Raw genomic sequence first — 21,615 nt, 5'->3', positions numbered from 1 at the left:
CCGTCTCTCCGGCTATGGACCTCGCCTCGCTTCTCGGGCGAGTAAGAGATGCACGATATACGGGAAGTCTCCAGGCTCTGGTAGCAATATTGTGGGCTGTTCGACGGCTTGGCATTGGAGCATCATGCAAAAGTTGTTGCCGTGGTGAAAAACGCGGTCTATCAGCGCGGCTTGAAAGCGCTCTTACTCCGCCGCGCCCATGCGCGCGAATGAGTTTTCCGTGCCGCGCCCGTCCTCTCAACTCTTTCACGCATGTTGTGCCCCGGTAGATCTGGAGGAGGCAACCCATGAAGACAAAATCCTTTTTGAGCACCGCATCGCTGACGCTGGCGCACGCCGCATTTTCGGCAAGTGCGCAAGCGCAGATCGCGATCGGCCATCTCGCCGATTATTCCGGCGACACCTCCGACGTCGGCACGCCCTACGGCCAGGCCGTCGCCGACACCTTCGCCGGGGTCAACAAGAACGGCGACGTCGGCGGCAAGCAGCTCAACCTCGATACCAACGACTATGGTTGCGCCGTGATCCCGGCAGGTCCTGGCAATACAGAACAGCACCGGCGAGCGCCGGCCGCGACGTCTCCTCGATTAAGCGGGCGATGGTATTGGGCGCCGCTTTCCCGCCCTCGCTCCAGGCCGAGATCAAGGCGCGCGAAATCGACGCCTACCAGGCCTTCGGCACCGCCGATCTCGGCCTTATCGCCTTCGAGACCGTGGCGCGCGACGGCATGGTCGTGAACGAGGATCTGATCATGGCGATCGTCAAGCCCGGTACCGGCGATCCCGTGGCGGCGGGCGACGTCGGCGAGATCGTCGTGACCTCGCTCGACCCGCAGCATCCCTGGACTCATCGCGCCGAGATTCTTGCCGGGATAAAATGAATAGGTGGCGGCCGCTCCGAACGTTCCGACCATCTGCCCCTTGTAGCGTGCGAGGTGCGCCTGAGCGCAGTCCTCGATCTCCCACAATCCATGCTTCTTCGCGATCGCCATGATCGCATCCATCTCGGCGGGCTGTCCGTAAAGATGCACGGGAATGATGCCGACGGTACGCGCGGTGATCGCGGCCTCGATGGTCGCGGGGCCGATGGTGAAGGTCGCCCCGTCGGTGTCGCAGAACCTGACCGTCGCGCCGGCATGCGTGATCATCGCCGAAGTCGATATCCAGGAATGCGCCGTCGTGATGACCTGGTCGCCGGGCTTCACCTTCAGCGCCGCCATGGCGAGATAGAGTGCATCGTCCCGTTGGCGCAGGAGACGCAATGCGCGACGGAGGCGGCCTTCGCAAAGTCGCGCTCGAAGGCGTCGACATAGTGGCCATAGAAGGACAAGGACTGCGTTAGCTGAGATCCAAACCGCTATCGCTGCGTTGGTCAACCAAGTCTTCGCCATCAATTTGATTTCTGATACCCGATCGCCGAGAGGACTGTTCCCGTGACGACAAAAAAAGCCCCAATGCATCAGCATCGATCATGACTAAAACTGATCGAGCAACGAGATCTAACCCGTGTACCTGCTAGCATTGCGGCCTCAACTTGTAAATGTCGCCACCAGCTCAGTCAGGCACAGCAGCCGAACCGCTCCGTGAGGCTATCACATCCCGGGTCAGTCGGATGAAATCCGCAACGAATGCCTCTACGCACTGCTCGAGGTTCGGCAACAAATTGCGGACGGTCGGAGCCCCAGCTGTTTGCGCAACCTGCAACATTTGATCCGCCAGCGCCTCGGCGTTGCGGATGCCGAAATATCGCGCGCCGCCCTCGGTCTGTTCGCGATGGACATCGATGTCCGATAGGATCATCGGGACACCAAACGACTTGGCTTCTTCGACACTGGTGCTCCACCCCTCGCACTGCGAAGGATTGATGAGGGCCATCGAGGCGCGCAGGAGCGCGTAGACGTGATCCAGCGGGATCATTCCAAGATGCTTGAAGTTCATCTCGAGACCGCGCGATCTCACCTCACTCATGGTCCGCTCGAAAAGTCCGGATTCACGGAAGTCCTGCGTACTGCCGGATGCCGCAACGACGACGTTCAGCCCCCGACCTTTCAGCAGATCAAGCGCATCGACCACGATCTGATGATTTTTGTGCCGCCAGAACTGGTTTGGCAGATAAAAATACCGTGACGGAAGACCATAATGCGCAATCACGTCGGGCGGCTGCGTGGCGAGCAAACTGGCGGGCGGCTCGGTCGCAAACCGGACGACCGAGACGCCGTTCGAATTGCCCGGATAGAACTTCTTGAGATGGCCGAGCGCCGTAGCGCTGCTCAACATGATGTGCCGGCCCGATGCGATCTGAACCCGAAAGCCGAGATCACGCCGCCAATATGCACTCCTGGAGAACAGATGCGGGAGTAGCCGATGCTGGAAATCCGGGAACCATGCGACCGCCGGAAATGGCAGGCGCCAGCCAAAGAAGCGCGCGGATTCGAACACCATGTCGATCCTGCTGGCCGTGAAGGCGGCGGCGGCAGGTGCGTCCAAACCAAAGACGATCGCGCGGCCGAGGTCCGTCGCGCGGGCAAGCCCGGTCGCGGCGTGATCGAACACCGGCGAGCGCACGACCTCAACGCCGGGAATGCCGGCCAACACCGCGATCTCCTCGGGATCGTCCGCCGTTCCGGCAAACAGCACGGGTACCACCGTCCCCGGAGAATGCCGGTTGAGCACCTCGAACAGATTGCGTTGATAGTTGTAACCCCCCGCCCATAATCGACGTGGGATGTTGGTGAATGCAATCCGCAGCGGCGCGCGCTCAGGCACGAGCCTGGCTCCTGAACCATTCGACGTAGTCGGCCAGACCGCGCTCCAGCGGGATCCGCCAATCGAAATTCATGTCGAGCACGCGCCCGTTGTCCGCCAGCAAGCTCGTCGGGTCCCCTGGCCGTCCGACGCCGGAAAAGCGCACGACCGTTTTGCTGTCCCAATGCCTGATCAGTCCCTCGGCAATATCGGCCACGCTCACGCCGCGCCCCGAACCGCCATTGATCACGCCAAAATCATCCTGCCACTCCGCTTGCGCGACGCGCGCCAGCAAGCGAACGACGTCACGAACGTCGGTCCAATCCCTGATCTCGGCGCCCGTCCCTCCGAGGTTCAGCGTTTCTACCTCGCTCCCCAGCCCAGAGCAGATATCCCAGAGCAGTTGCTTGCGAAGGTGAGGACCGTAGACAGAGAACAGCCGCACGACCATGCAGTGAATGCCGAAGCTCTGGACGTAGCTTTGGCACAACTGTTCCATGACCAGCTTGTGGTGTCCGTAGGGCGACATCGGCAGAAGTGCCGCGCTCTCGGGAATCGGACCGGTGTGATCGGCGCCGTAGACCGCGGCGCTCGAGACCACGATCAGCCGGCTGCTGGGCGCAAAACTTCGAAGCCATTCGAGCAGCCGCGCCGTGCTCGTCACAGTCCGCGAAAAATCCTCGAACGGGCGCGCGATCGACAGCCCGACCGACGACCCGCCGGCCAGATGGAAGACGTGCGACGGCAGGCCGTGCAAAGCGGCGAGCGCATTCAGATTGGCAGCGTCAACTTCGCCATTGATCCAGGTCTGCAAACCGAGGGCCTGTGCCTGGGTCGGATCGAGCGCACCGTGACCGACGCCATGGACCGCATGCCCGGCGCTCGCCAACTCGCGAACGAGATGACGACCGATGAATCCGTTCGCACCGGTAACCCACGTGGACATGATTCTACCTTGACTCTTGCCAACGAGACGCTCGCTTGGCTCGCAAGCACAATATCGATACTGCCATACGCTCCCTCATCGCTCGTCCGGCGACAATTCCCTGACGATAGTCGCAGGATTGCCTGCTACGATGGAATATGCCGGAACATCCTTGGTGACTACAGCACCAGCGGCGACAATCCCACCCTCACCAATGGTCACGCCGCGCATAACTATGGCGCAAGCACCGATCCACGCATCATCGCAAATCTTGATCGGCCGGTCGTCGAGAGAAAGCTGCCTTGGGTGACCGGTAGAGAAAATCTGCTTCGCCTGTTCGTGCCGCTCAGCAGCACGGATCGGATGCGAGAGATTATCGAAAATGTTAACGGAATGCGAGATCAGGACGCGATTACCGATGTCGATCGAGGCGCCCGACCAAAGGCGCGTGCCAACTCCGACATAGCACCATTCTCCGATCGTGATCCGACCTCCGTGACCGAGGATCATCAACTCGCCTCTGACGTGCGAATGGCTACCAATGACAATATTGTCGCTATCGCCGAGTGCATTCCTGATCCGCGCGCAATGGGCCAAGAATGCTCCCGGTTGCAAGCGGCAGGTCGCCCGCCCGATCAGACGCTGAGCGATGTAGTGCAAGTTGAGGCCGTCGATGGCGCGCGCGCACCAGCGCACCAGCGTGGAAAGGCTGGACATCAGCGCATCCTCTCACGTACCAAAATCCAATGTGCCCGGATTCTCAATTGACACCTCCGACAGAGCGACCGCGTGGTCAAAGGCGCCCTACGATCTTCCCGAACAGCTCCCACTGCATATCTTTGTGGTAAATGTCACGGATGCGTGCCCGACCTAGCGCTGCGATCTCGGCTGACCTCGGCCAATCCTGCAGACTCTGTGAGATCACTTCAGCAGCCTGCTCCGGAGTATCGTACGTTTCAATCGTGGTCCCAGCCTGCATGCCGTCAATATATCTTCCGGCGTCGGATACGAGCAATGCACCGCACCCCATCGACTCGAAGCAGCGCATGTTGCCGCGATCTTCGCCCGCCATATCAATCGAGCCATTGAGCGCGATCTTGGATGAACCAATCAGTTCGTAAAGCGCCCTCCCGAATACCGGCGGCCGAGCAATAGCTGCGATCGCATCAGGACGCCTGTGATTTCGCAGGGGGAGCAATCGTCCGATTGCGCTCTCGGCGAGCTTAGTGAGGCGCGATGCGTCTAGACAAAATACGACATCATGGCTGTCGGCTAGGCGTGCGACTCGCTCTAGCGTCTTTGCACGCTCCCGATGATGTCGTGAATAACCGCCGACGAAGAGGACGTCGATCGGACGTTCTCCGTGACCATACTCGTCCATCACCGGATCATGCGCCGGGTAAAATACCTCGGCCCGGCATCCCTTCCGGCGCCACATGTCGAGCATCGAGGGAAAGTTTGCAAGCACGGCGCCGTAGGCCGTAAAGTCAGCATTTCCCGACGGCGCGCCACGCCAGCACAATGTCTTCTTGACGCAACCCGGCAGCTTGGCAACGAATGCGCTCGGGTAGCGCACGGGATCGAGATTGTAGAACACCTCGGTGGCGTGATGCTCGATCTGCGCGAGCAGAATGGCCTCGAGCGTCGGCTCGCCAGACATGCCCTGCTCGCGCGCCCAGCGGCGCTGCAGGACCTCGTCATCCCCATTGGTGAAGAAGGCCTCCGGCGATCCATCGAGCACCGGTTTCAGAAAATGCATTGCACCGAAGCGATCGTTGAGAAACACCCGGCGTCGCTCTTCGAAGCTAACGGCCGTTGCCGCGAGCTGGTTCAACCGCGGCAGGTAGGATGGATAGAAGCAGCTATTTTGGAACAGACGCATTGCTTATACGTACCTCGCCAACATCCATTTCATGTTCAGATACGGCCAGATCCGCCCGACCGACTCCCAATCCCAGGACTTCGACGCCGTCAAACGGCTGACCGCCGCGCGCAGACCCGCTTCATCCACCAGTTCCGCAAACGCCGGCACATTCTTATCCAGCAAGTCGGCCGTCCAACCGGCCAGCGGTCCGTTCAACCATTCCGGCATCGGCGAGTTGAAGCCGACCTTGCGGCGCGCCGTGCGAATGGACTCCGGCATCAAATTGGCCATCGCCCGCCGGGCAACAGCCTTGGTATAGCCGTCTGCCGACTTGCTGCTTTCGGGAAGCGCCATCGTATAGGTCACCAGCCGCCAATCCATGAAGGGCATGCGGACTTCGACGCCGTGCGCCATCGAAAGGCGGTCGAAGTTGCGCAGGATGGTGGGCAGCACCGTGCTGTGAAACATCCGATACAGACGCTTGTTCAAGCCACCCCATTCACGTGGCAGCACATCGTCCTCCGCAGTCAGCGGGAGCGGGGCAGGAAGATTGCGCAGGCCACCGCGCAGAAAATACACGCCCTTCCGCTTGAGGGCCAACGCACGCAGGACATCCACACAGCGCCGGGCCAGTTTCGAACGCGACGCGAGGTCCTCTGTCACGTTCCGTATTTGAAATGCGCGCGCTTGTCCTTCCTGCAAATAGCCGCCCATCAGCTCGTCTGCGCCGTGGCCGTCGAGTGACACCGTCACGTTGTTTTGGGTCAATTGGCGATAGAGCAGCCATATGGCGCTGGGCAACGCGATGTAGACGTCATCGAGATCGTCGAGAATCTGATCGAGGTCCGTCAGCGCATCGGCCTGTCCGATTTCGAGAAAAGTTGGCGCGACATTGGCCCAGAGGGCGGCCTCCTCCGCCATCGGCCTCTCGTCGTTCAAGGCGCCGGGGAACGTCGCAACAAAGGCGTGACGCCATGCGGTGCTGTCGCGCGGCCCCATGCCTTCTTTCTCGTGCGCCGCCATGGCGCAAATCACGGCCGACGAATCGAAGCCACCGGACAGGCATGTTCCGATCGGGACATCGCTGCGCATGCGCAGCGTCACGGCATCCTGGAACAGCTCGCGAAAGCGCGCGACACGCTCGGCTTCGGTGGCCGGCACCGGCGGCAGATGATCCACGGTCCGCCACCACCGCTTGACGCTGACCCTGCCCTGGCGAAGCCACATGCAGTGGCCGCCCTGCAGGCGGCGAACCTGCCGAAACAGAGTCCGCTCGCTTCCTTCGATCCCGAAGGCATCGAGCAGCAGCCGGCGCGCAACCTCCATGTCAACCGACGTATCGATCAGACCGCTCCGCACCAGCGCCCGCTGCTCGGACGCGAAGATGAATCGTTCCGGTGACGCGGCATAGAGCAGCGGCTTAATGCCGAAGCGGTCGCGCGCAAGGAACAGTTCGCGGGTGCTGGTATCGAAGATCGCCAAGGCCCACATGCCGTTGAAGCGAGGCAGCATGTCTTCCCGCCAGGCCTGCCAGGCCGCCAGGATCACTTCGGTATCGGATTGGCTACGGAACACCGCGCCCTGCGCCTCGAGCTCGCGGCGAAGCTCGAGGAAGTTGTAGATCTCGCCGTTGAACACGATCACATGGCGGCCGTCCGCCGACAGCATGGGCTGATAGCCGCCCTCGCCGGGATCGATGATAGCCAGGCGGCGGTGGCCGAATGCGAGGCTTCGGTCCGCGCTGAACCAGGTCCCCTCGCCGAACGGACCGCGATGCGCGATCAGGCTGGTCAGCCGCGAGATGTCGGCCGGTTCGACCGCATTGCCACCCAGATTTACGATGCCTGCGATTCCGCACATGTCCTAGCCAGCCTTGAGGGGCAAGAAGCGACCGACGATCGAACGAATATCTTGCCGGCAAGCCCTTCGATACGGACCCAATTGCGACGCCGCAACCGCGATTGCGAAAATGATCGCGGCCGTCACCGATGAAACAGCTCCCACCGACCACCAGGACGGCGCGGGCTGGAGTGGCGCACGGTCGAGACCGTATCGCACCGCCAGCGCCGTCGCGATCCCGATGCCGAGCGGCATCAGCACGCAATGCACGATGCGCAACCACATGCCGGCGAGGCCAAAACTACGGCGCAACAGGAAGACAATGGTCGCCATCTGCGCGATCATTCCGGCGCATGCGCTCCAGCCCGCGGCCTGCCATCCGAAGCGTGGCAAGGCCATAGCGCTGGTTACGAGTGTGACGACCCCCGTGATCAAGGCGATGAGCGCGTTGGAGCGCGATCGCCCGTGCGCCAGCAAGTAAAAGCCGAAGACGTTCGCGCTCGATCCGAGGATCCCGGCAATCGACAGGACGACGAGAACCTGTGCAGCCTCGGCCGCGACCTCGGCGCCGGTCCAAACATGCAGCAGCGGGCCGGCCACGGGGATCAATCCGCCGAGCGCGCTTGCGGCCAGGACGTTGAGAATCCAAGACGATCGGAACAGCAGATCGACCTTGCGGACCTCGCTCTCCTCCTGCAGCGTGCTGAAGAAGGGAAACAGGATCTCGCCGACCTTCAGGATACCGATATAGGTCGCCTCCTGCAGGCGCTGCGCAACGCCGTAGAAGCCGACGAACTGCGGTTGCAGTAGCGCGCCAATCAGATATCGATCGGCCTGCCCCGCAAGCAGCGCACCACCCTGTGCGGCAACCTGCCATCCACCAAACCGAACCAGCCTGCCAAGCGCCTCGCGATGCAATGCTGGAGGCGCCAGCCACTGACGCATTTGGCCGCGACACCAAGCCAGCGCCAGCAACAGGCCGATCGCCAACCCCAGCGCCTGGCAACCCAGGAATGTCGATGCGTATGGCGCGGCGGGGATCACGAGGAGCATCGAAAGAGTCGAGACTACGGTGCTGACGATGCCGATCGAGGCGATCCGGCGATAGTCTTGCCGCGCGGTGAACAACGAAATGAAGACCGCCGATACACATTGGCACAACCAGCCGATACCGGCCAACGCAAACGCCAGCGAAAGATCCTCGGCGGCCGGACCGGCCAGATGAAATCCGAGACGCGCGAGCGGAGCCCCGGCCACCAAAAGGAAAATGGCGATCGACCCGCCCGCGCCGACCGCGAGCATGGCCGCGGTCGCGAACAGGCGTCGCGCGTCGTCGCGGTCGGATGGCTCCAGTCGCTGTGCAAGCTCGCGCGATGTCGACAGCCCGAGCGCGTTGCTGAACACCAGTGCCGGCGCAATGCATGCGGTGACAAGACCCGCGACACCGAATGCAGCGAGGCCGAGATGGGTGATCACGAAAGGCAGAATGGCCAGGTTCAGCACCACGGCTACCACGAAGGCTATCGCATTCCAGGCGGAATTCCCCAGTAGATCGGGCGGTGCTTTTCTCAACGTCATGCCAGCCACCCGGCCATCACCTCAGCAAGCCCTTGCCCACACCGATCGGGGTCCTTCCCTAGGCATCGCGAATTCGGGCTAGCAGCCAGTTCACGGAATGTCGATAGCCGGCAGGGATCGCAACCGGCCCGGCTCGGCCGGACCCGTTCAGCCGGTCTTTCAGGGCTCCGCCCGAAGCTTCCCAAGCTCCCGGGAAGGCACGCTCAGTGCCCGTCCGAATCGCCGTTCTTCGGCGTGGAGCGCGGCTCAAAGGAGGCGAAGGCGGATCGGGCAAACCCGGCATGGTCAGCTTGCTTCCCGGCCTCACGGACGGGTTTGGGGCGCGGCCGAGTTGGCCCCTGGAGCCGCCAGTACCTCGCTGCGCTCCCCCTGCCTGAATGTCATTTCGCGCGGCGACACCGACGTCAACGACCAGCCGCTGAGCGATTCCCGCCCCCCACACACGCGCGACCTTCTGATCGATGCGGTTGACGAGAATTGCGGTCGCGTCCCTGCTGGTGCTGCACCGCTGCTGGCGTGGCCGGGACGGGTTAGTGCTCGGCGACATCAAGCTCGCGGCGGTCTGCGGCGCCTAACTCGATCTGGCGACCGTAATCGCGGTCATGGAGCTTGCCGCATTGCTCGGGATCGGCGCCTATACGCAGGCCGCTACGCGCCACCGCATTCCTTCTGTCCGGCCTGTTCCTGACCCCGGCGATCTGGTAGGCTCGTTGGCGAGACTTGGTGTCCGCAAATTTTCAGTGGGCCCCGGATCAGGCAGTTTGTGCAGCGGGAACTACTATCTTTACGACTGGGCGGACAGGGGCCTGCGCTGAAATATGGCAGCGCTGCGGTGACCGCGCCCAACTGCGGCACGTGGTTACGATCGGCCTGCCCGCCATCCAGGTCAGCGCCGTCACGACTAACGAAGCCGCCCGCCGCAAGGGAACGCCGGGGCTCGAGCTCTTCATTGCGCAGCACGGCGATACTGTCCTGGCCGAGCAGGCACGCGCGGAACTGAAGCGCTTGTCGCGCTGAGCTTTCAGGCACCGCAGCAAAGCTGCATCAGGCATGGCGTTTCGGCAGGCGGGATCGGCTTCGAGCCCGCTTGTCGCGTGATCTTTCGGCACTATGGTAGGCCCGCAATCTGTCCCGGAGCCCATCAAGATGCCCTTTCCGCATGCCTCGGAAGCCCTGTCACGCTTTACCGTGCTCGATCTGACCCGAGTCCGGTCCGGGCCCACCTGCGTGCGGCAGCTCGCGGACTGGGGCGCCAACGTGATCAAGATCGACGCGCTGACCGAGGATGCCGGCGGCGAGCAGCCGGGGGGACCGCGGCGGGGCTCCGACTTCCAGAATTTGCACCGCAACAAGCGGGCGATGACGCTGAACCTGAAGGACGAGCGCGGGCTCGCCGTGTTCAAGCGCCTCGCCGCCAAGGCCGACGTCGTGGTCGAGAATTTCCGCCCGGACGTGAAAAAGAAGCTCGGCATCGATTATGAGGGCATGGCCAGGATCAATCCGCGCATCGTCTACGGCAGCATCTCCGGCTTCGGCCAGGACGGGCCCTACCACAAGCGCCCCGGCTTCGATCAGATCGCGCAAGGCATGGGCGGGCTGATGTCGATCACCGGAGCGCCGCGCGAAGGCCCGATGCGGGTCGGCATTCCGGTCGCCGACCTCACCGCCGGTCTATTCTGTGCCATGGGCATCCTCACCGCACTGCTGGAGCGTGAGGTCTCGGGCAAGGGCCAGTGGGTGCAGACCTCGCTGCTGCAGGCCCAGATCTTCATGCTCGACTTCCAGGCCGCACGCTGGCTGATGGAGAAGGAAGTGGCAAAGCAGGCCGGCAATAACCACCCGACCAGCATTCCAACCGGCGTGTTCAAGACCTCGGACGGCTACATCAACATCGCCACCACGGGCGGCCGGATCTGGGAGCGCTGCGCGCAGGCGATCGGCGCGCCGGAACTCTACAGCCATCCCGACTATCTGACCGCGCCGGCACGCTCCAAGAACCGCGACGCGCTCAATGCCGAGATCGAGAAGCGTACCTTGAGGAAGTCCACCGAGACCTGGGTCCGTGAACTCAACGCGGCCGGCGTGCCCTGTGGGCCAATCTACGCCATCGACCAGATGTTCGAAGACGAGCAGGTCAAGCATCTCGGCATCGCGCAGGAGGTGCCGAATGACGAGGGTCGCGAGATCCGCCTGATCGGCCAGCCCGTGACGCTGTCGCGCACGCCGAGCAGGATGGTGGCGCGGCCGCCGGAGTTCGGCGAGCAGACCGAGGAAGTGCTGAAGGAGTTCGGCTTCGGCGCGGATGAGATTGCGCGGCTCAAAGAAGCCAAAGTAGTATAGGCCCACTCACAACAGACGGACGCGTGTCCTGACATGACAAAGCCCGGCTTGAGGCCGGGCTCTGCCATTGAATGCGCAGGAAAGCCTGGGCCTTGCCTCAGTACTTGGCGACGACCGGTCCGGAAAACCGATAGTTCACGCCCACGCGAACGATATTGTCGGTGAAGCGAGTGCCGAAGTTTGCCGTCGTCGTGGTCGTGGTCACGGTGTTGAAACCGACGCCAGGCGTGTTGAGCGCGTTGGTGACGGTGGTCGCGCTGGCCGAAGCTCCGTTGAACGAGCCGAGATCCATGTAGAGATATTCGACCTTCACCGACCAGCTGCGGTCGATCGCGAACTCGCCGCCAGCACCCACGGTCCAACCGGCGTTGGTGCCGCCCCAGCCAATTCCGACGGCCGGAGCACTCGCGTCCAGATGTCCATATGCTAAGCCTCCGGTCGCATACAGAAGGATGCGCGGAGAGGCGAGCCAGCCGACACGACCCCGCACGGTACCGAACCAATCTAGCTTGTAGTTGGCCGGAAACAGCGCCGAACCTGTCGGACAGCCAACCGCCACGCAGATAGTGCCAGTCGATTTCTCATCGCTGGCCTGAAGGTCGGCCTCGAGGCCCACGAGCCAATTGCTCTGCTGCCAGTTGTAACCGAACTGGCCGCCGCCGATGACGCCATCGACGTTGGAGCGGCCCCAGACCGGAACCGCGCCCAGCGCCGTCACGACCGGAGCGCCCACCGGGGTCGGACCTGCCGTACGGAATACCTGCGCGCTCGAGACGCCGCTTAGCGTGCCGTCGTCGCGTTCGCGACCCCAGCTATAGCCGACGTTGCCACCGACATAAAAACCGCTCCAATTGTAGCCGGGGTCGACCATGACAGGCGCCTTCGCGTAAGGCTTCGCCGCCAAGTCCGCCGCCACGGCGTTGGTTCCAAATAGGGAGATCACGGTCGTAACCGCCAATGCAATTTGCTTCATCAAAAAAACCCTTCCCGCTGAATCTGGCCACAGGATAGGCTTAAGGGCCGCGTCTGGCTGTCACGCAGCGACAACATTGAGAAACAATCGTGCTCAAAGCAGCTGGGGATGACGAACACGTTAAGCCTGCGTAGGATCTTGATTTTGCTACTAATTTTAATGAATTAGCGTGGCCGCGAGTTCGCGCGTTGCGTCAATCCGACCCGGGCAAGGAAGCCGTCGATCACAGGCCAGAACAGCAGCACGATCGCCAAGGTCGTGATCGAGCCGACCAGGCCGTTCGACCAGAACACCTTGAGGTCGCCGCCGGCACCGATCATCGACAGTCGGAAGGCATCCTCCGCCCGGTTGCCGAGCACGAGCGCCAGCGTGAACGGAGCCAGCGGAATGCCGATCTTCTTGAAGACGTAGCCGACGACGCCGAAGCCGAGCATCAGCCAGATGTCGAACATCGCGTTCTGGATCGCATAGGCGCCGATCGCGCACGACACCACGATCATCGGCGCCACGGCGGCGAACGGCACGCGCAGGATCGAGGCGAAGATCGGAACCGTCGTCAGCACCAGCACAAGGCCGACGACATTGCCGAGATACATCGAGGCGATCAGGCCCCAGACGAAATCCTTGTGCTCGACGAACAGCAGCGGTCCCGGATTGAGCCCCCACACCATCAACCCGCCGAGCAGGATCGCGGCGGTGCCGGAGCCGGGAATGCCGAGCGCCAGCATCGGCAGCAGCGCCGCGGTGCCGGAGGCATGCGCCGCCGTCTCTGGCGCGAACACGCCCTCGATGCGGCCCTTGCCGAAGCTCTCGGGGTCCTTGGCGAAACGCTTGGCGAGATTGTAGCCCATGAAAGAGGCCGCGATCGCGCCGCCCGGGGTGATGCCGAGCCAGCAGCCGATGAAGGATGAGCGCAGCAGCGTCACCCAGTATTTCGGCAGGTCCTTCCACACACTCAGCACGACGCGCAACGAAATGCTCGCCGCGTGTCCGCGCAGCGCCAGGCGCTCCTCCATCGTCAGCAGGATCTCGCTGATGCCGAACAGGCCGATGACGGCGACGAGGAAGTTGATGCCGCGGAGCAACTCGGACGAGCCGAAGGTCATGCGCAGATTGCCAGACACCGTGTCCATGCCGATGCCGGCCAGCAACAGCCCCAGCGACATCGAGATGACGGTCTTGTGCTTGGCCTCGCGCCCGAGACCGACGAAGGAGCAGAAGGTCAAAAGATACACCGCGAAAAATTCCGGCGGGCCGAACTTCAGCGCAAAGGACGAGATCATCGGGGCGAGGAAGGTGATCAGGAGCACCGCGACCAGCGAGCCGATGAAGGAGGACGTGAACGCCGCCGTCAGCGCCTCCGCCGCCCTGCCCTGCTGCGCCATCGGATAGCCGTCGAAGGTGGTCGCGACCGACCAGGCCTCGCCGGGGATGTTGAACAGTATCGAGGTGATCGCGCCGCCGAACAGCGCGCCCCAATAGATGCAGGACAGCATCACGATCGCCGAGGTCGGATCCATCGTGAAGGTGAGCGGCAACAGGATCGCGACGCCGTTGGGTCCGCCGAGTCCGGGCAAGACGCCGACGAAGATGCCGAGCACCAGCCCGACCATCATCAGCACGAGGGTCTTCCACGTCAGCAAGACCGCAAAGCCGTGAAGCAACAGGCCGAGAGCTTCCATCGCGGGCTCGCCTTAGTGGCCGAAGGCCGCTTCGAGCGGCCCTTTCGGCATGATGACGTCGAAGGCGACGTCGAAGGTAACGAACATGATCGCCGTGAATACGACAGCGGTGAGCAGCGACTTCCACAGCGTGATCTTGCCGACGAGACGCATGAAGCTCGCGATCAGGAGGAAGCTTGCGACATAGAGGCCGAGAAACTGCGTCGCCAGACAAAACAGCAGCGTCGGCACGAACACCGCCATCACGCGGCGGGCTTGCGCGCGCGTGACGAAGGTCTCGGGTGCCGCGCGGTGCGCGACCAGCGCCACGATCAAGCCGTAGAGGCTGGCACCACCGAGAATGACGGAGAGGTAGAACGGGAAATAGCCGGGCTCCGGCCCGGTCGAATCCCAGGAGGCGCCGGTGCGCCAATTGTCGTAGCCGAGCGTCGCGGCCAGCGCGAGCAGCAGCAGACAGACGAATATCTCGATCGTGCCGGAGGAGACGACGGAAGGCGAGTCGTCTTCGGGCGCGGTCGGATCGTCGACGACGATTTCAAGATCGGTCTGGGGCATGAGCCGTTTGGGACGGAGTAAGTTCAATTCCCCCCTCTCCCCGCTTGCGGGGAGAGGTCGGGGTGAGGGAAGTCTCGACGGGGAGGGTGAGAGTTGGACTCGCGGAGAGAGTCCTCACCCCAACCCTCCCAGCGCGAGCGAAGCTCGTCGCGCCTCCGTAAGAACGGGGCGAGCGAGAAGAGGCCGCTACTTCGCGACGAATCCAGCTTCCGTCATCAGCGACTTGTTGACTGCATCGTCCTCCTCGAGGAATTGCACCATGTCCTTGCCGGTGAGGAAGATCGGCTTCAGCGCCTGCTTTTCCATGTAGTCCTTGTATTCCGCCGTCTGCGTCACCTTGTGGAACAGCTCGACATAGAAGGCCTGCTGTTCCGCCGTGACCTTGCCGGGCAGGAACATCGCGCGCAGCATCAGATACTGCACATCGACGCCCTCTTCCTTGCAGGTCGGGATGTCGGCCCAGGACTGCGTCTCCGTCACTTTACTGGTGTAGGAGATTCGCTCTTTGTCGAACACGCAGAGCGGACGCACCTGGCCCGCGCGCCAGACCTCGAGATTTTCGGATGGATTGTTGACGTTGGATTCGGTGTGGTTGCCGACGAGCTGGGTCGCGGCCTCGCCGCCGGATTTGTAGGGCAGATAGGAGAATTTCGCGCCGGTCTTCTGCTCGAGGAACACGGTCAGCACGTGATCCTCGCGCTTCGAGCCGGTGCCGCCCATCTTAAACGGCGCGGCTGCCGCCTTCGCGGCGGCGACGAACTCCTTCACCGTCTTGGGACCCGCGCTGTTGTCCCACAGCACGAACTGATCGAGTGCGATCACCGAAACCGGGGTCAGCTCACGCCAGTTGAACGGGATCTTCGCCGACAGCGGCAGCATGTAGATCAGCGAATAGGCGATCAGCACCTTGTTGGGATCGCCCTCGCTGGATTTCATGTACATCAGTGCTTCCGCGCCGGAAGCCCCGCCCTTGAGCGAGACCACAATCGGCTGCTTCATCAGATTGTTCTTCTGGATGGCGGCCTGCATCATCCGTGCCATCTGGTCGGAGGCGCCGCCCGCGCCCGCCGCGACCACGATCTCGACCGGCTTGCTCGGCTCCCAGCCGGCAAGGGCCGGCGCGCTCAACGATAGCGCGGCTGCAACGCCAACAGCTTTCACTAGAATTCGCACGAGTTTCGTCCCCTGGTTATTGTTGGCTTTGTTTGCCAGGAATTTATCGGCGCATTGTGCGGACTAATGCCGGCGAGTTCAAGCACGCGGGCATCGAGCCGCCTATGACTTTCGGCTGACGAAGCCAAGCCGGAGATGCGCTACTTGCCCTTCCAGTTCGGCGTGCGCTTGTTGAGGAAGGCGTCCATTCCCTCGCGGAAATCTTCGCTCATATAGGCCTTGAGGATCAGATCCTCGCCCTCTTCGCGCGACAACGTGCGGCGGATGCGGCGCACTGCCTCTTTGGTGGCTTCAAGCGTCAGCGGGGCGTGGCTCGCCACCAGCCTGGCCGTCTCGTCGGCGCGGCGCTGCAGCGTCTCGACATCAGGGACGATCTCGTTGAGGAGGCCGAGGGCCAGTGCTTCCGGTGCCTCGACGAGGCGCGCCTTGAAGATCAGATCCTTGGTGCGGGCGGGGCCGACCAGCGAGACGACGCGGCTGATGTTCGACATCGACAGGCAGTTGCCGAGCGTGCGCGCGATCGGAAACCCGATGCGCGTCGTTTCAGTCCCGATGCGGAGGTCGCAGCAGGCCGCAATTCCGGCGCCGCCGCCGGTGCAGGCCCCCGCGATCGCGGCGATCACGGGAACGCGGCACTGCTCCAGCGTGCCGAGCACGCGGTCGATGCGGGCTTCATAGTCGAGCGCATCCTGCGCGGTCTTGAACGCACGGAATTGAGAAATGTCGGTGCCGGAGGCAAACGCCTTGTCGCCGGCGCCGGTCAGGATCAGCGCCTTGATTGAGCGGTCAGCGTTGATCTCCTGGCAAATCTCCGCCATGCGCTCGTACATGGCGAAGGTCAGCGCGTTGCGCGCCTGCGGGCGGTTGAAGGTGATCCGCGCGATGCCGTCCGTGACGGAGTAGAGCAGGTCTTCGTTGGCGGTCGTCGGTGCGTTCATCGCGCGCTCTCTTTTGTCGAAGTTGGTTCAGGCAAGCTGAGCCTTCAGGCCACCTGAGCCTTTAAGCCACCTGAGCTTTGGTCATCGGCACCGCGTCGCGTCCCTTCAGGACGTCCATGGCCGCCAATACGCCGCCGCTCCGGTGCGGGATCTTTGCAAGATCGAGGCCCATCTCGACGCCGGCGAGCGTGCCCATCAGCATCAGATCGTTGAAATGACCGATATGGCCGATGCGGAACACCTTGCCCTTGACCTTGTTCAGGCCGGTGCCGAGCGACATGTCGAAGTTTTCCAGCACCACCTTGCGGAAGGCGTCGGCATCGTGGCCATCAGGCACGCGCACGCCGGTCAGCGCCGGCGAATGCGCGGCAGGATCGGCGCACTGCGTCTCCAGGCCCCAGACCTTGATCGCGGCACGGGTCGCCGCACTGTGGCGCTTGTGGCGGGTCCAGACGTTCTCGAGCCCCTCCTCTTCCAGCATCTTGATCGCCTCGCGCAGGCCGTAGAGCAAATTGGTGGCCGGCGTATAGGGGAAGGTGCCGAGCTTGTTGAAGCCGATGACCTCCTGCCAGTCCCAATAGGAGCGCATGCCGGGGTTGGCCTTGGACACCGCGAGCGCCTTCTCCGAGACGGCGTTGAAGCCCAGGCCCGGCGGCAGCATCAGGCCTTTCTGGGAGCCCGCGACAGAGACGTCGATGCCCCAGGCATCGTGCTCGTACTCGATCGAGCCGAGGCCGGAGATGGTGTCGACCATCAGCAGCGCCGGATGCTTGACGCGGTCGAGCAGCTTGCGCACCTCCAGCGGCGGCGTCACGCAGCCGGTCGAAGTCTCGTTGTGGACGACGCAGACCGCCTTGATCGCGTGCTGCTTGTCGGCGGCAAGGCGCTTCTCGATCTCCGCGAGATCGGCGCCATGGCGCCAGTCGCTCGGGATGAAGTCGACGTCGAGCTTGAACTTATCGGCGATGCCGCGCCACAGCACGGCGAACTGGCCGGTCTCGCACATCAGGACCTTGTCGCCGGGCGCGAGCACGTTGACCATCGCAGCTTCCCAGGCGCCGGTGCCGGACGAGGGGAAGATGATCACGGGCTGCTTGGTGCGGAACACCCGCTGCATGCCGGCGAGAACGGCGAAACCGAGCTCGGCGAACTCCGGACCGCGGTGATCCAGCGTCGGCATGTCCATCGCCCGCAGCACCCGGTCGGGCACGTTGGTCGGTCCTGGAATCTGGAGAAAATGCCTTCCAGTATGCACGGTCATCGGCGTCCTTCCCGGTCTTTGAGTCTGTCTTGAGCCTAGCTCGACTTCGAGCCTGTTGGCTGAAGGAGGCTGAGCGAGCTGCTCGAATATCACTATTCGCCGGGCTTGTCCCTCGCCGGGCGGGGTCCGTCAATGCACAAGAAGCAGGGCTCGCCTTGCCAAGGGCCGTGACCGGGGGCAAGACGGGGGCGGCGAACAGGCAAGAGCGGACCATGGCGGCGGAAGTGCCCGGGAAATCACAGGATTTGGCCAAAAAGGACGGCATCGCGGCCCGTCTTGCTCGGGAAATCACCGGCGACGTCCTGTTCGACGCTTTCAGCAGGGGCCGCTACGCCACCGACGCTTCCTTCTACCAGATCGTGCCCACTGGCGTGGTGGTGCCGCGCACCATGGACGACGCCCTCAAGGCACTGGCGATCGCGCGCGACGAGGGACTGAAGGTGACCCCGCGCGGCGGCGGCACCTCACAATGCGGCCAGACCGTCAATGACGGCCTCGTTGTCGATCTCTCCAAGCACCTGAACCGGATCCTGTCGCTCGACGTCGAAGGGCGCACCTGCGTGGTCGAGCCCGGCATCGTGCTCGACGACCTCAACCGCCAGCTGAAAAAGCACGGCCTCTGGTTTCCAGTCGATGTCTCCACGGCCTCGCGCGCTACCATCGGCGGCATGGCCGGCAACAATTCCTGCGGCGGCCGCAGCCTGCGCTACGGCACCATGCGCGACAACACGCTGTCGATGGAGGCCGCGCTCGCCGACGGCACGCTGAGCCGCTTCGGCGAGGTCTCGCGCGATCTCTCCGATCTCGATGCGAACGACAGCGCCCGCGCCCTGTTCCGCGACATGCTCGATCTTGGCGCCCGCGAAGCCGGGGAGATCGCGGCGCGTTTCCCAAAAGTGCAGCGCCGTGTCGGCGGCTACAATCTCGATGCGCTGGTGCCGCGCAATGCGCGCAACAACATGGCGCACCTTCTCGTCGGCTCCGAGGGTACACTCGCTTTCACAACCAAGGTCGAGCTGAAGCTGTGGCCCGTGATCCGCAACAAGGTGCTCGGTATCTGCCATTTCGGCAGTTTTTACGAGGCGATGGACGCGGCCCAGCATCTGGTCAAGCTGAAGCCGATTGCGATCGAGCTGGTCGACCGCACCATGCTGGCGCTCGGCCGCGACATCGCGATGTTCCGGCCCATCATCTCCACCGCGATCAAGGGTGATCCGGATGCGGTGCTCGTGGTTGAGTTCGCCGAGGAGGACCAGGCGGACAACCTCGTGCGCCTGAAGCAGCTCGGCGAGCTGATGGGCGATCTCGGCTTCGGCTGGAACAACGACAAGCGCAAATGGGGCGGCGTGGTCGAAATCACCGACCCCGCGCTGCAGAGCGGGATCGCCGATTTCCGCGCCGCCGGCCTCAACGTCATGATGTCGATGAAGCAGGAGGGTAAGCCGGTCTCCTTCGTCGAGGACTGCGCCGTGCCGCTGCCGCATCTCGCCGACTACACCGCGCGTCTGAGCGAGGTGTTTGCCAAGCACGGCACCAGCGGCACCATGTATGCTCACGCCTCCGAAGGCTGCCTGCATGTGCGGCCCGTGCTGAACTTAAAGCTGGAGAAGGACGTCAAGGCGATGCGGGCCATCGCCGAAGAAACCTTCGAACTGGTGCGCGAATACAAGGGCTCGCATTCCGGCGAGCACGGCGACGGCCTGGTGCGCTCCGAATTCCACGAAACGATGTTTGGCGAGCGCCTCGTCGCCGACTTCCGCGAGGTGAAGCAACGCTTCGATCCCGATGGCGTGCTCAATCCCGGCAAGATCGTCGACGCTCCCAGGATGGACGATCGCTCGCTGTTTCGCTTCGCGCCTGAGTATCGCGTCGCTGAGCTCAAGACAAAACTCGACTGGTCGGCTTATCCCGGGGCCGGCGGCGGCTTTCAGGGCGCGGTCGAGATGTGCAACAACAACGGCGCCTGCCGCAAGCTCGAGGGCGGCGTGATGTGTCCGTCCTACCGCGCGACGCGCAACGAGAAGGACGTGACGCGAGGCCGCGCCAACACATTGCGCCTCGCAATCTCCGGCCAGCTTGGCCCGGGCGCACTCTCCTCCGACGAGATGATGGAGACGCTAAAGCTTTGCGTGTCGTGCAAGGCCTGCCGCCACGAATGCCCGACCGGCGTCGACATGGCCAAGATGAAGATCGAGGCGCTCGCCGCGCGCGCGGCGTCGCATGGCCTGACCTTGCGCGACCGGCTGGTCGGCTACCTCCCGCGCTATGCCGGCCTCGCGTCGCGCTTTGCGCCGCTGGCAAATTTGCGCAACCGCAGCCCGCTGTTGCGAAAGCTGCTCGAGCGCTTTGCCGGCATCAGCGCCCGCCGCGCGCTCCCCGCCTTCCGCAGCGACGTGTTCGTGCCGCCGGCCGAAACGGTCGGGCCGGAAACCGGGCGCGAGGTCGTGCTGTTCGCCGACACGTTCAATCGCATCTACGAGCGCGAAAATCTCGATGCCGCGCTGCGCGTGCTTTCGGCCGGCGGCTATCGCGTGCATCTGCCGAAACCCGCAAGCGGCAGCCGTCCGCTGTGCTGCGGCCGCACCTTCCTGTCAGCGGGCCTTGTCGACAAAGCCAGGTCCGAACTCGATCGTCTTGTCGCCGCCTTCGTGCCCTTTGCCGCGCGCGGCGTCCCGATCGTCGGGCTTGAGCCAAGCTGCCTTTTGACTCTGCGCGACGAGCTCGCCTCACTGCGCGACGACGATGACGCCAAGGCCGTCGGCGCCCACGCGCTGACCTTCGAGGAATTCCTGGTGCGCGAGGCCGAGGCCGGCCGGCTGCAACTGCCGCTCGGCACCGTCGCTGACAAAGCCCTGGTGCACGGCCATTGCCATCAAAAATCCTTCGGTGCGTTCAAGCCGGTCGAGCAGGTGCTGCGCCTCATCCCTCGCCTTGAGGTCGAGACCATCGAGTCGAGCTGCTGCGGCATGGCCGGCGCGTTCGGTTATGGCGCGGACACCTACGATGCCTCGATCGAGATGGCCGAGCTGTCGCTGCTACCCGCCGTGCGACGCGCGGACCACAATACGCTCGTCGTCGCCGACGGCACCTCTTGCCGTCACCAGATCCACGACGGCGCCCAGCGCGAAGCCCTTCACGTCGCGCGCGTGCTGGCGATGAGCCTCGATCGTGCCGAAACCCAATCCACAACCACTCCCGTTGCAAAGGAAACCAGCCATGGCTGACCTCTCCCTCGACACTGCCCGCAAGATCCTCGACGCTGCCTTCGCGAAATCCACCGAGCTGAAGCTGAAGCCGCTGGTGGTTACCATCCTCGACGCCCGCGGCGTGCTCAAGATCGCCGCGGCGCAGGACGGCACCAGCCTGATGCGCGCCGAGATCGCGCACGGCAAGGCCTATGGCGCGCTCGCATTGGGCATCGGTTCACGCGCCCTCTTCCAGCGCGCGCAGGAGCAGGCCTATTTCATCGACGCCGTGAACACCATGGCCAAGGGCGCGCTGGTGCCGGTCCCCGGCGGCGTGCTGATCATGGACGGCACGACGCTACTCGGCGCCGTCGGCATCTCCGGCGACACGTCGGACAATGACGAGGCGTGCGCGGTGGCGGGCATCCAGGCGGCAGGGTTGAAGGCCAACGCGGGGTAGCGATCGTCCACGCACCCAGAGCCCCTGCGCTCGACAAGACGTTATGGAGTGCGCCGCGTGGGATTGCTTGTCGGGGGTTCGAGTCCCTAGAGCGCTAC

Annotated in this window: 17 protein-coding genes and 1 pseudogene; 5 read left to right on the top strand and 13 right to left on the bottom strand. The window is 63.5% G+C overall.

Features of this window, described 5'->3' with window-relative positions:
- Nucleotides 1-287: 287 nt before the first annotated feature.
- Nucleotides 288-524 (top strand): annotated as a pseudogene (locus tag ACFQX9_RS37890) (branched-chain amino acid ABC transporter substrate-binding protein); the annotation flags it as partial.
- Here the strand turns inward: ACFQX9_RS37890 and ACFQX9_RS37885 are convergent.
- The 7 genes from ACFQX9_RS37885 to ACFQX9_RS37855 form a co-directional block, all read right to left on the bottom strand.
- On the bottom strand, nt 509-1,219 hold the full coding sequence (locus ACFQX9_RS37885) for a DegT/DnrJ/EryC1/StrS family aminotransferase (RefSeq protein WP_377792172.1): 711 nt from the start codon (nt 1,217-1,219) through the stop codon (nt 509-511). The pseudogene ACFQX9_RS37890 and the gene ACFQX9_RS37885 sit on opposite strands and share 16 nt — an antisense overlap.
- A 334-nt stretch (nt 1,220-1,553) precedes the next feature.
- Entirely contained in the window at nt 1,554-2,765 is a 1,212-nt protein-coding gene (locus tag ACFQX9_RS37880; RefSeq protein WP_377792065.1) for a glycosyltransferase family 4 protein, read from the bottom strand.
- Nucleotides 2,758-3,690 (bottom strand): NAD-dependent epimerase/dehydratase family protein, encoded by a 933-nt coding sequence (locus tag ACFQX9_RS37875; RefSeq protein ID WP_377792064.1) that lies wholly within the window; start codon nt 3,688-3,690, stop codon nt 2,758-2,760. Before ACFQX9_RS37875 ends, ACFQX9_RS37880 begins: the two co-directional genes overlap by 8 nt.
- A 75-nt stretch (nt 3,691-3,765) precedes the next feature.
- On the bottom strand, nt 3,766-4,386 hold the full coding sequence (locus tag ACFQX9_RS37870; protein ID WP_247367400.1) for an acyltransferase: 621 nt from the start codon (nt 4,384-4,386) through the stop codon (nt 3,766-3,768).
- A 76-nt stretch (nt 4,387-4,462) separates the two neighbouring features.
- The gene (locus ACFQX9_RS37865; protein WP_377792063.1) at nt 4,463-5,551 is read right to left on the bottom strand and encodes a glycosyltransferase; all 1,089 of its coding nucleotides are present in this window, start codon (nt 5,549-5,551) and stop codon (nt 4,463-4,465) included.
- 3 nt (nt 5,552-5,554) lie between these two features.
- On the bottom strand, nt 5,555-7,393 hold the full coding sequence (gene asnB / locus ACFQX9_RS37860) for an asparagine synthase (glutamine-hydrolyzing) (protein WP_377792062.1): 1,839 nt from the start codon (nt 7,391-7,393) through the stop codon (nt 5,555-5,557).
- 3 nt (nt 7,394-7,396) lie between these two features.
- Complete coding sequence (locus ACFQX9_RS37855) at nt 7,397-8,950, bottom strand: lipopolysaccharide biosynthesis protein (protein ID WP_377792061.1); 1,554 nt, start codon at nt 8,948-8,950, stop codon at nt 7,397-7,399.
- An 855-nt stretch (nt 8,951-9,805) separates the two neighbouring features.
- On the opposite strand from ACFQX9_RS37855, the gene ACFQX9_RS37850 reads away from it, so the two are divergent.
- Entirely contained in the window at nt 9,806-9,967 is a 162-nt protein-coding gene (locus tag ACFQX9_RS37850; protein ID WP_377792060.1) for a hypothetical protein, read from the top strand.
- Nucleotides 9,968-10,096: 129 nt separating this feature from the next.
- Nucleotides 10,097-11,290: a CaiB/BaiF CoA transferase family protein gene (locus tag ACFQX9_RS37845; protein WP_377792059.1), complete on the top strand. Its 1,194-nt coding sequence runs from the start codon at nt 10,097-10,099 to the stop codon at nt 11,288-11,290.
- A 97-nt stretch (nt 11,291-11,387) separates the two neighbouring features.
- On the opposite strand, the gene ACFQX9_RS37840 is transcribed toward ACFQX9_RS37845, so the two are convergent.
- From ACFQX9_RS37840 to ACFQX9_RS37815, 6 genes are all read right to left on the bottom strand, one after another.
- Nucleotides 11,388-12,206, bottom strand: coding sequence for an outer membrane protein (locus ACFQX9_RS37840; protein WP_377792058.1), 819 nt, complete (start codon nt 12,204-12,206; stop codon nt 11,388-11,390).
- Nucleotides 12,207-12,427: 221 nt separating this feature from the next.
- Complete coding sequence (locus ACFQX9_RS37835; protein ID WP_247441485.1) at nt 12,428-13,945, bottom strand: tripartite tricarboxylate transporter permease; 1,518 nt, start codon at nt 13,943-13,945, stop codon at nt 12,428-12,430.
- A 12-nt stretch (nt 13,946-13,957) separates the two neighbouring features.
- Nucleotides 13,958-14,500, bottom strand: a complete 543-nt coding sequence (locus ACFQX9_RS37830; protein WP_377792057.1) for a tripartite tricarboxylate transporter TctB family protein — start codon at nt 14,498-14,500, stop codon at nt 13,958-13,960.
- Nucleotides 14,501-14,686: 186 nt separating this feature from the next.
- Nucleotides 14,687-15,673 carry a tripartite tricarboxylate transporter substrate binding protein gene (locus tag ACFQX9_RS37825; RefSeq protein WP_377792056.1) on the bottom strand — a complete coding sequence of 329 codons (987 nt, stop codon included), beginning with the start codon at nt 15,671-15,673 and terminating at the stop codon, nt 14,687-14,689.
- Nucleotides 15,674-15,813: 140 nt separating this feature from the next.
- Nucleotides 15,814-16,611 (bottom strand): enoyl-CoA hydratase/isomerase family protein, encoded by a 798-nt coding sequence (locus tag ACFQX9_RS37820; RefSeq protein WP_027519069.1) that lies wholly within the window; start codon nt 16,609-16,611, stop codon nt 15,814-15,816.
- Nucleotides 16,612-16,672: 61 nt separating this feature from the next.
- Nucleotides 16,673-17,872 carry a pyridoxal-phosphate-dependent aminotransferase family protein gene (locus ACFQX9_RS37815; RefSeq protein WP_377792054.1) on the bottom strand — a complete coding sequence of 400 codons (1,200 nt, stop codon included), beginning with the start codon at nt 17,870-17,872 and terminating at the stop codon, nt 16,673-16,675.
- 212 nt (nt 17,873-18,084) lie between these two features.
- Between ACFQX9_RS37815 and ACFQX9_RS37810 the strand changes: the two genes are divergently transcribed.
- Nucleotides 18,085-21,096 (top strand): FAD-binding and (Fe-S)-binding domain-containing protein, encoded by a 3,012-nt coding sequence (locus ACFQX9_RS37810; RefSeq protein WP_377792053.1) that lies wholly within the window; start codon nt 18,085-18,087, stop codon nt 21,094-21,096.
- The gene (locus ACFQX9_RS37805; RefSeq protein WP_377792052.1) at nt 21,089-21,517 is read left to right on the top strand and encodes a heme-binding protein; all 429 of its coding nucleotides are present in this window, start codon (nt 21,089-21,091) and stop codon (nt 21,515-21,517) included. The genes ACFQX9_RS37810 and ACFQX9_RS37805 overlap by 8 nt, the downstream gene beginning before the upstream one ends.
- The last annotated feature ends 98 nt before the right edge of the window (nt 21,518-21,615 follow it).

This window comes from Bradyrhizobium sp. GCM10028915 (genome assembly GCF_042666195.1).
GTDB lineage: Bacteria > Pseudomonadota > Alphaproteobacteria > Rhizobiales > Xanthobacteraceae > Bradyrhizobium > Bradyrhizobium canariense_D.
The sequence above is the reverse complement of the archived record's forward strand: the minus strand, read 5'-3'. Positions and strand labels throughout refer to the sequence as shown.

Excerpts from the sequence above, each read along its gene's own strand:
- ACFQX9_RS37875 (WP_377792064.1), bottom strand. The coding sequence starts at position 3,690 with ATGTCCACGTGGGTTACCGGTGCGAACGGATTCATCGGTCGTCATCTC.
- ACFQX9_RS37805 (WP_377792052.1), top strand. The coding sequence starts at position 21,089 with ATGGCTGACCTCTCCCTCGACACTGCCCGCAAGATCCTCGACGCTGCC.
- ACFQX9_RS37830 (WP_377792057.1), bottom strand. The coding sequence starts at position 14,500 with ATGCCCCAGACCGATCTTGAAATCGTCGTCGACGATCCGACCGCGCCC.
- ACFQX9_RS37845 (WP_377792059.1), top strand. The coding sequence starts at position 10,097 with ATGCCCTTTCCGCATGCCTCGGAAGCCCTGTCACGCTTTACCGTGCTC.
- ACFQX9_RS37835 (WP_247441485.1), bottom strand. The coding sequence starts at position 13,945 with ATGGAAGCTCTCGGCCTGTTGCTTCACGGCTTTGCGGTCTTGCTGACG.
- asnB (WP_377792062.1), bottom strand. The coding sequence starts at position 7,393 with ATGTGCGGAATCGCAGGCATCGTAAATCTGGGTGGCAATGCGGTCGAA.
- ACFQX9_RS37870 (WP_247367400.1), bottom strand. The coding sequence starts at position 4,386 with ATGTCCAGCCTTTCCACGCTGGTGCGCTGGTGCGCGCGCGCCATCGAC.
- ACFQX9_RS37865 (WP_377792063.1), bottom strand. The coding sequence starts at position 5,551 with ATGCGTCTGTTCCAAAATAGCTGCTTCTATCCATCCTACCTGCCGCGG.
- ACFQX9_RS37885 (WP_377792172.1), bottom strand. The coding sequence starts at position 1,219 with ATGGCGGCGCTGAAGGTGAAGCCCGGCGACCAGGTCATCACGACGGCG.
- ACFQX9_RS37820 (WP_027519069.1), bottom strand. The coding sequence starts at position 16,611 with ATGAACGCACCGACGACCGCCAACGAAGACCTGCTCTACTCCGTCACG.
- ACFQX9_RS37815 (WP_377792054.1), bottom strand. The coding sequence starts at position 17,872 with ATGACCGTGCATACTGGAAGGCATTTTCTCCAGATTCCAGGACCGACC.
- ACFQX9_RS37810 (WP_377792053.1), top strand. The coding sequence starts at position 18,085 with ATGGCGGCGGAAGTGCCCGGGAAATCACAGGATTTGGCCAAAAAGGAC.
- ACFQX9_RS37855 (WP_377792061.1), bottom strand. The coding sequence starts at position 8,950 with ATGACGTTGAGAAAAGCACCGCCCGATCTACTGGGGAATTCCGCCTGG.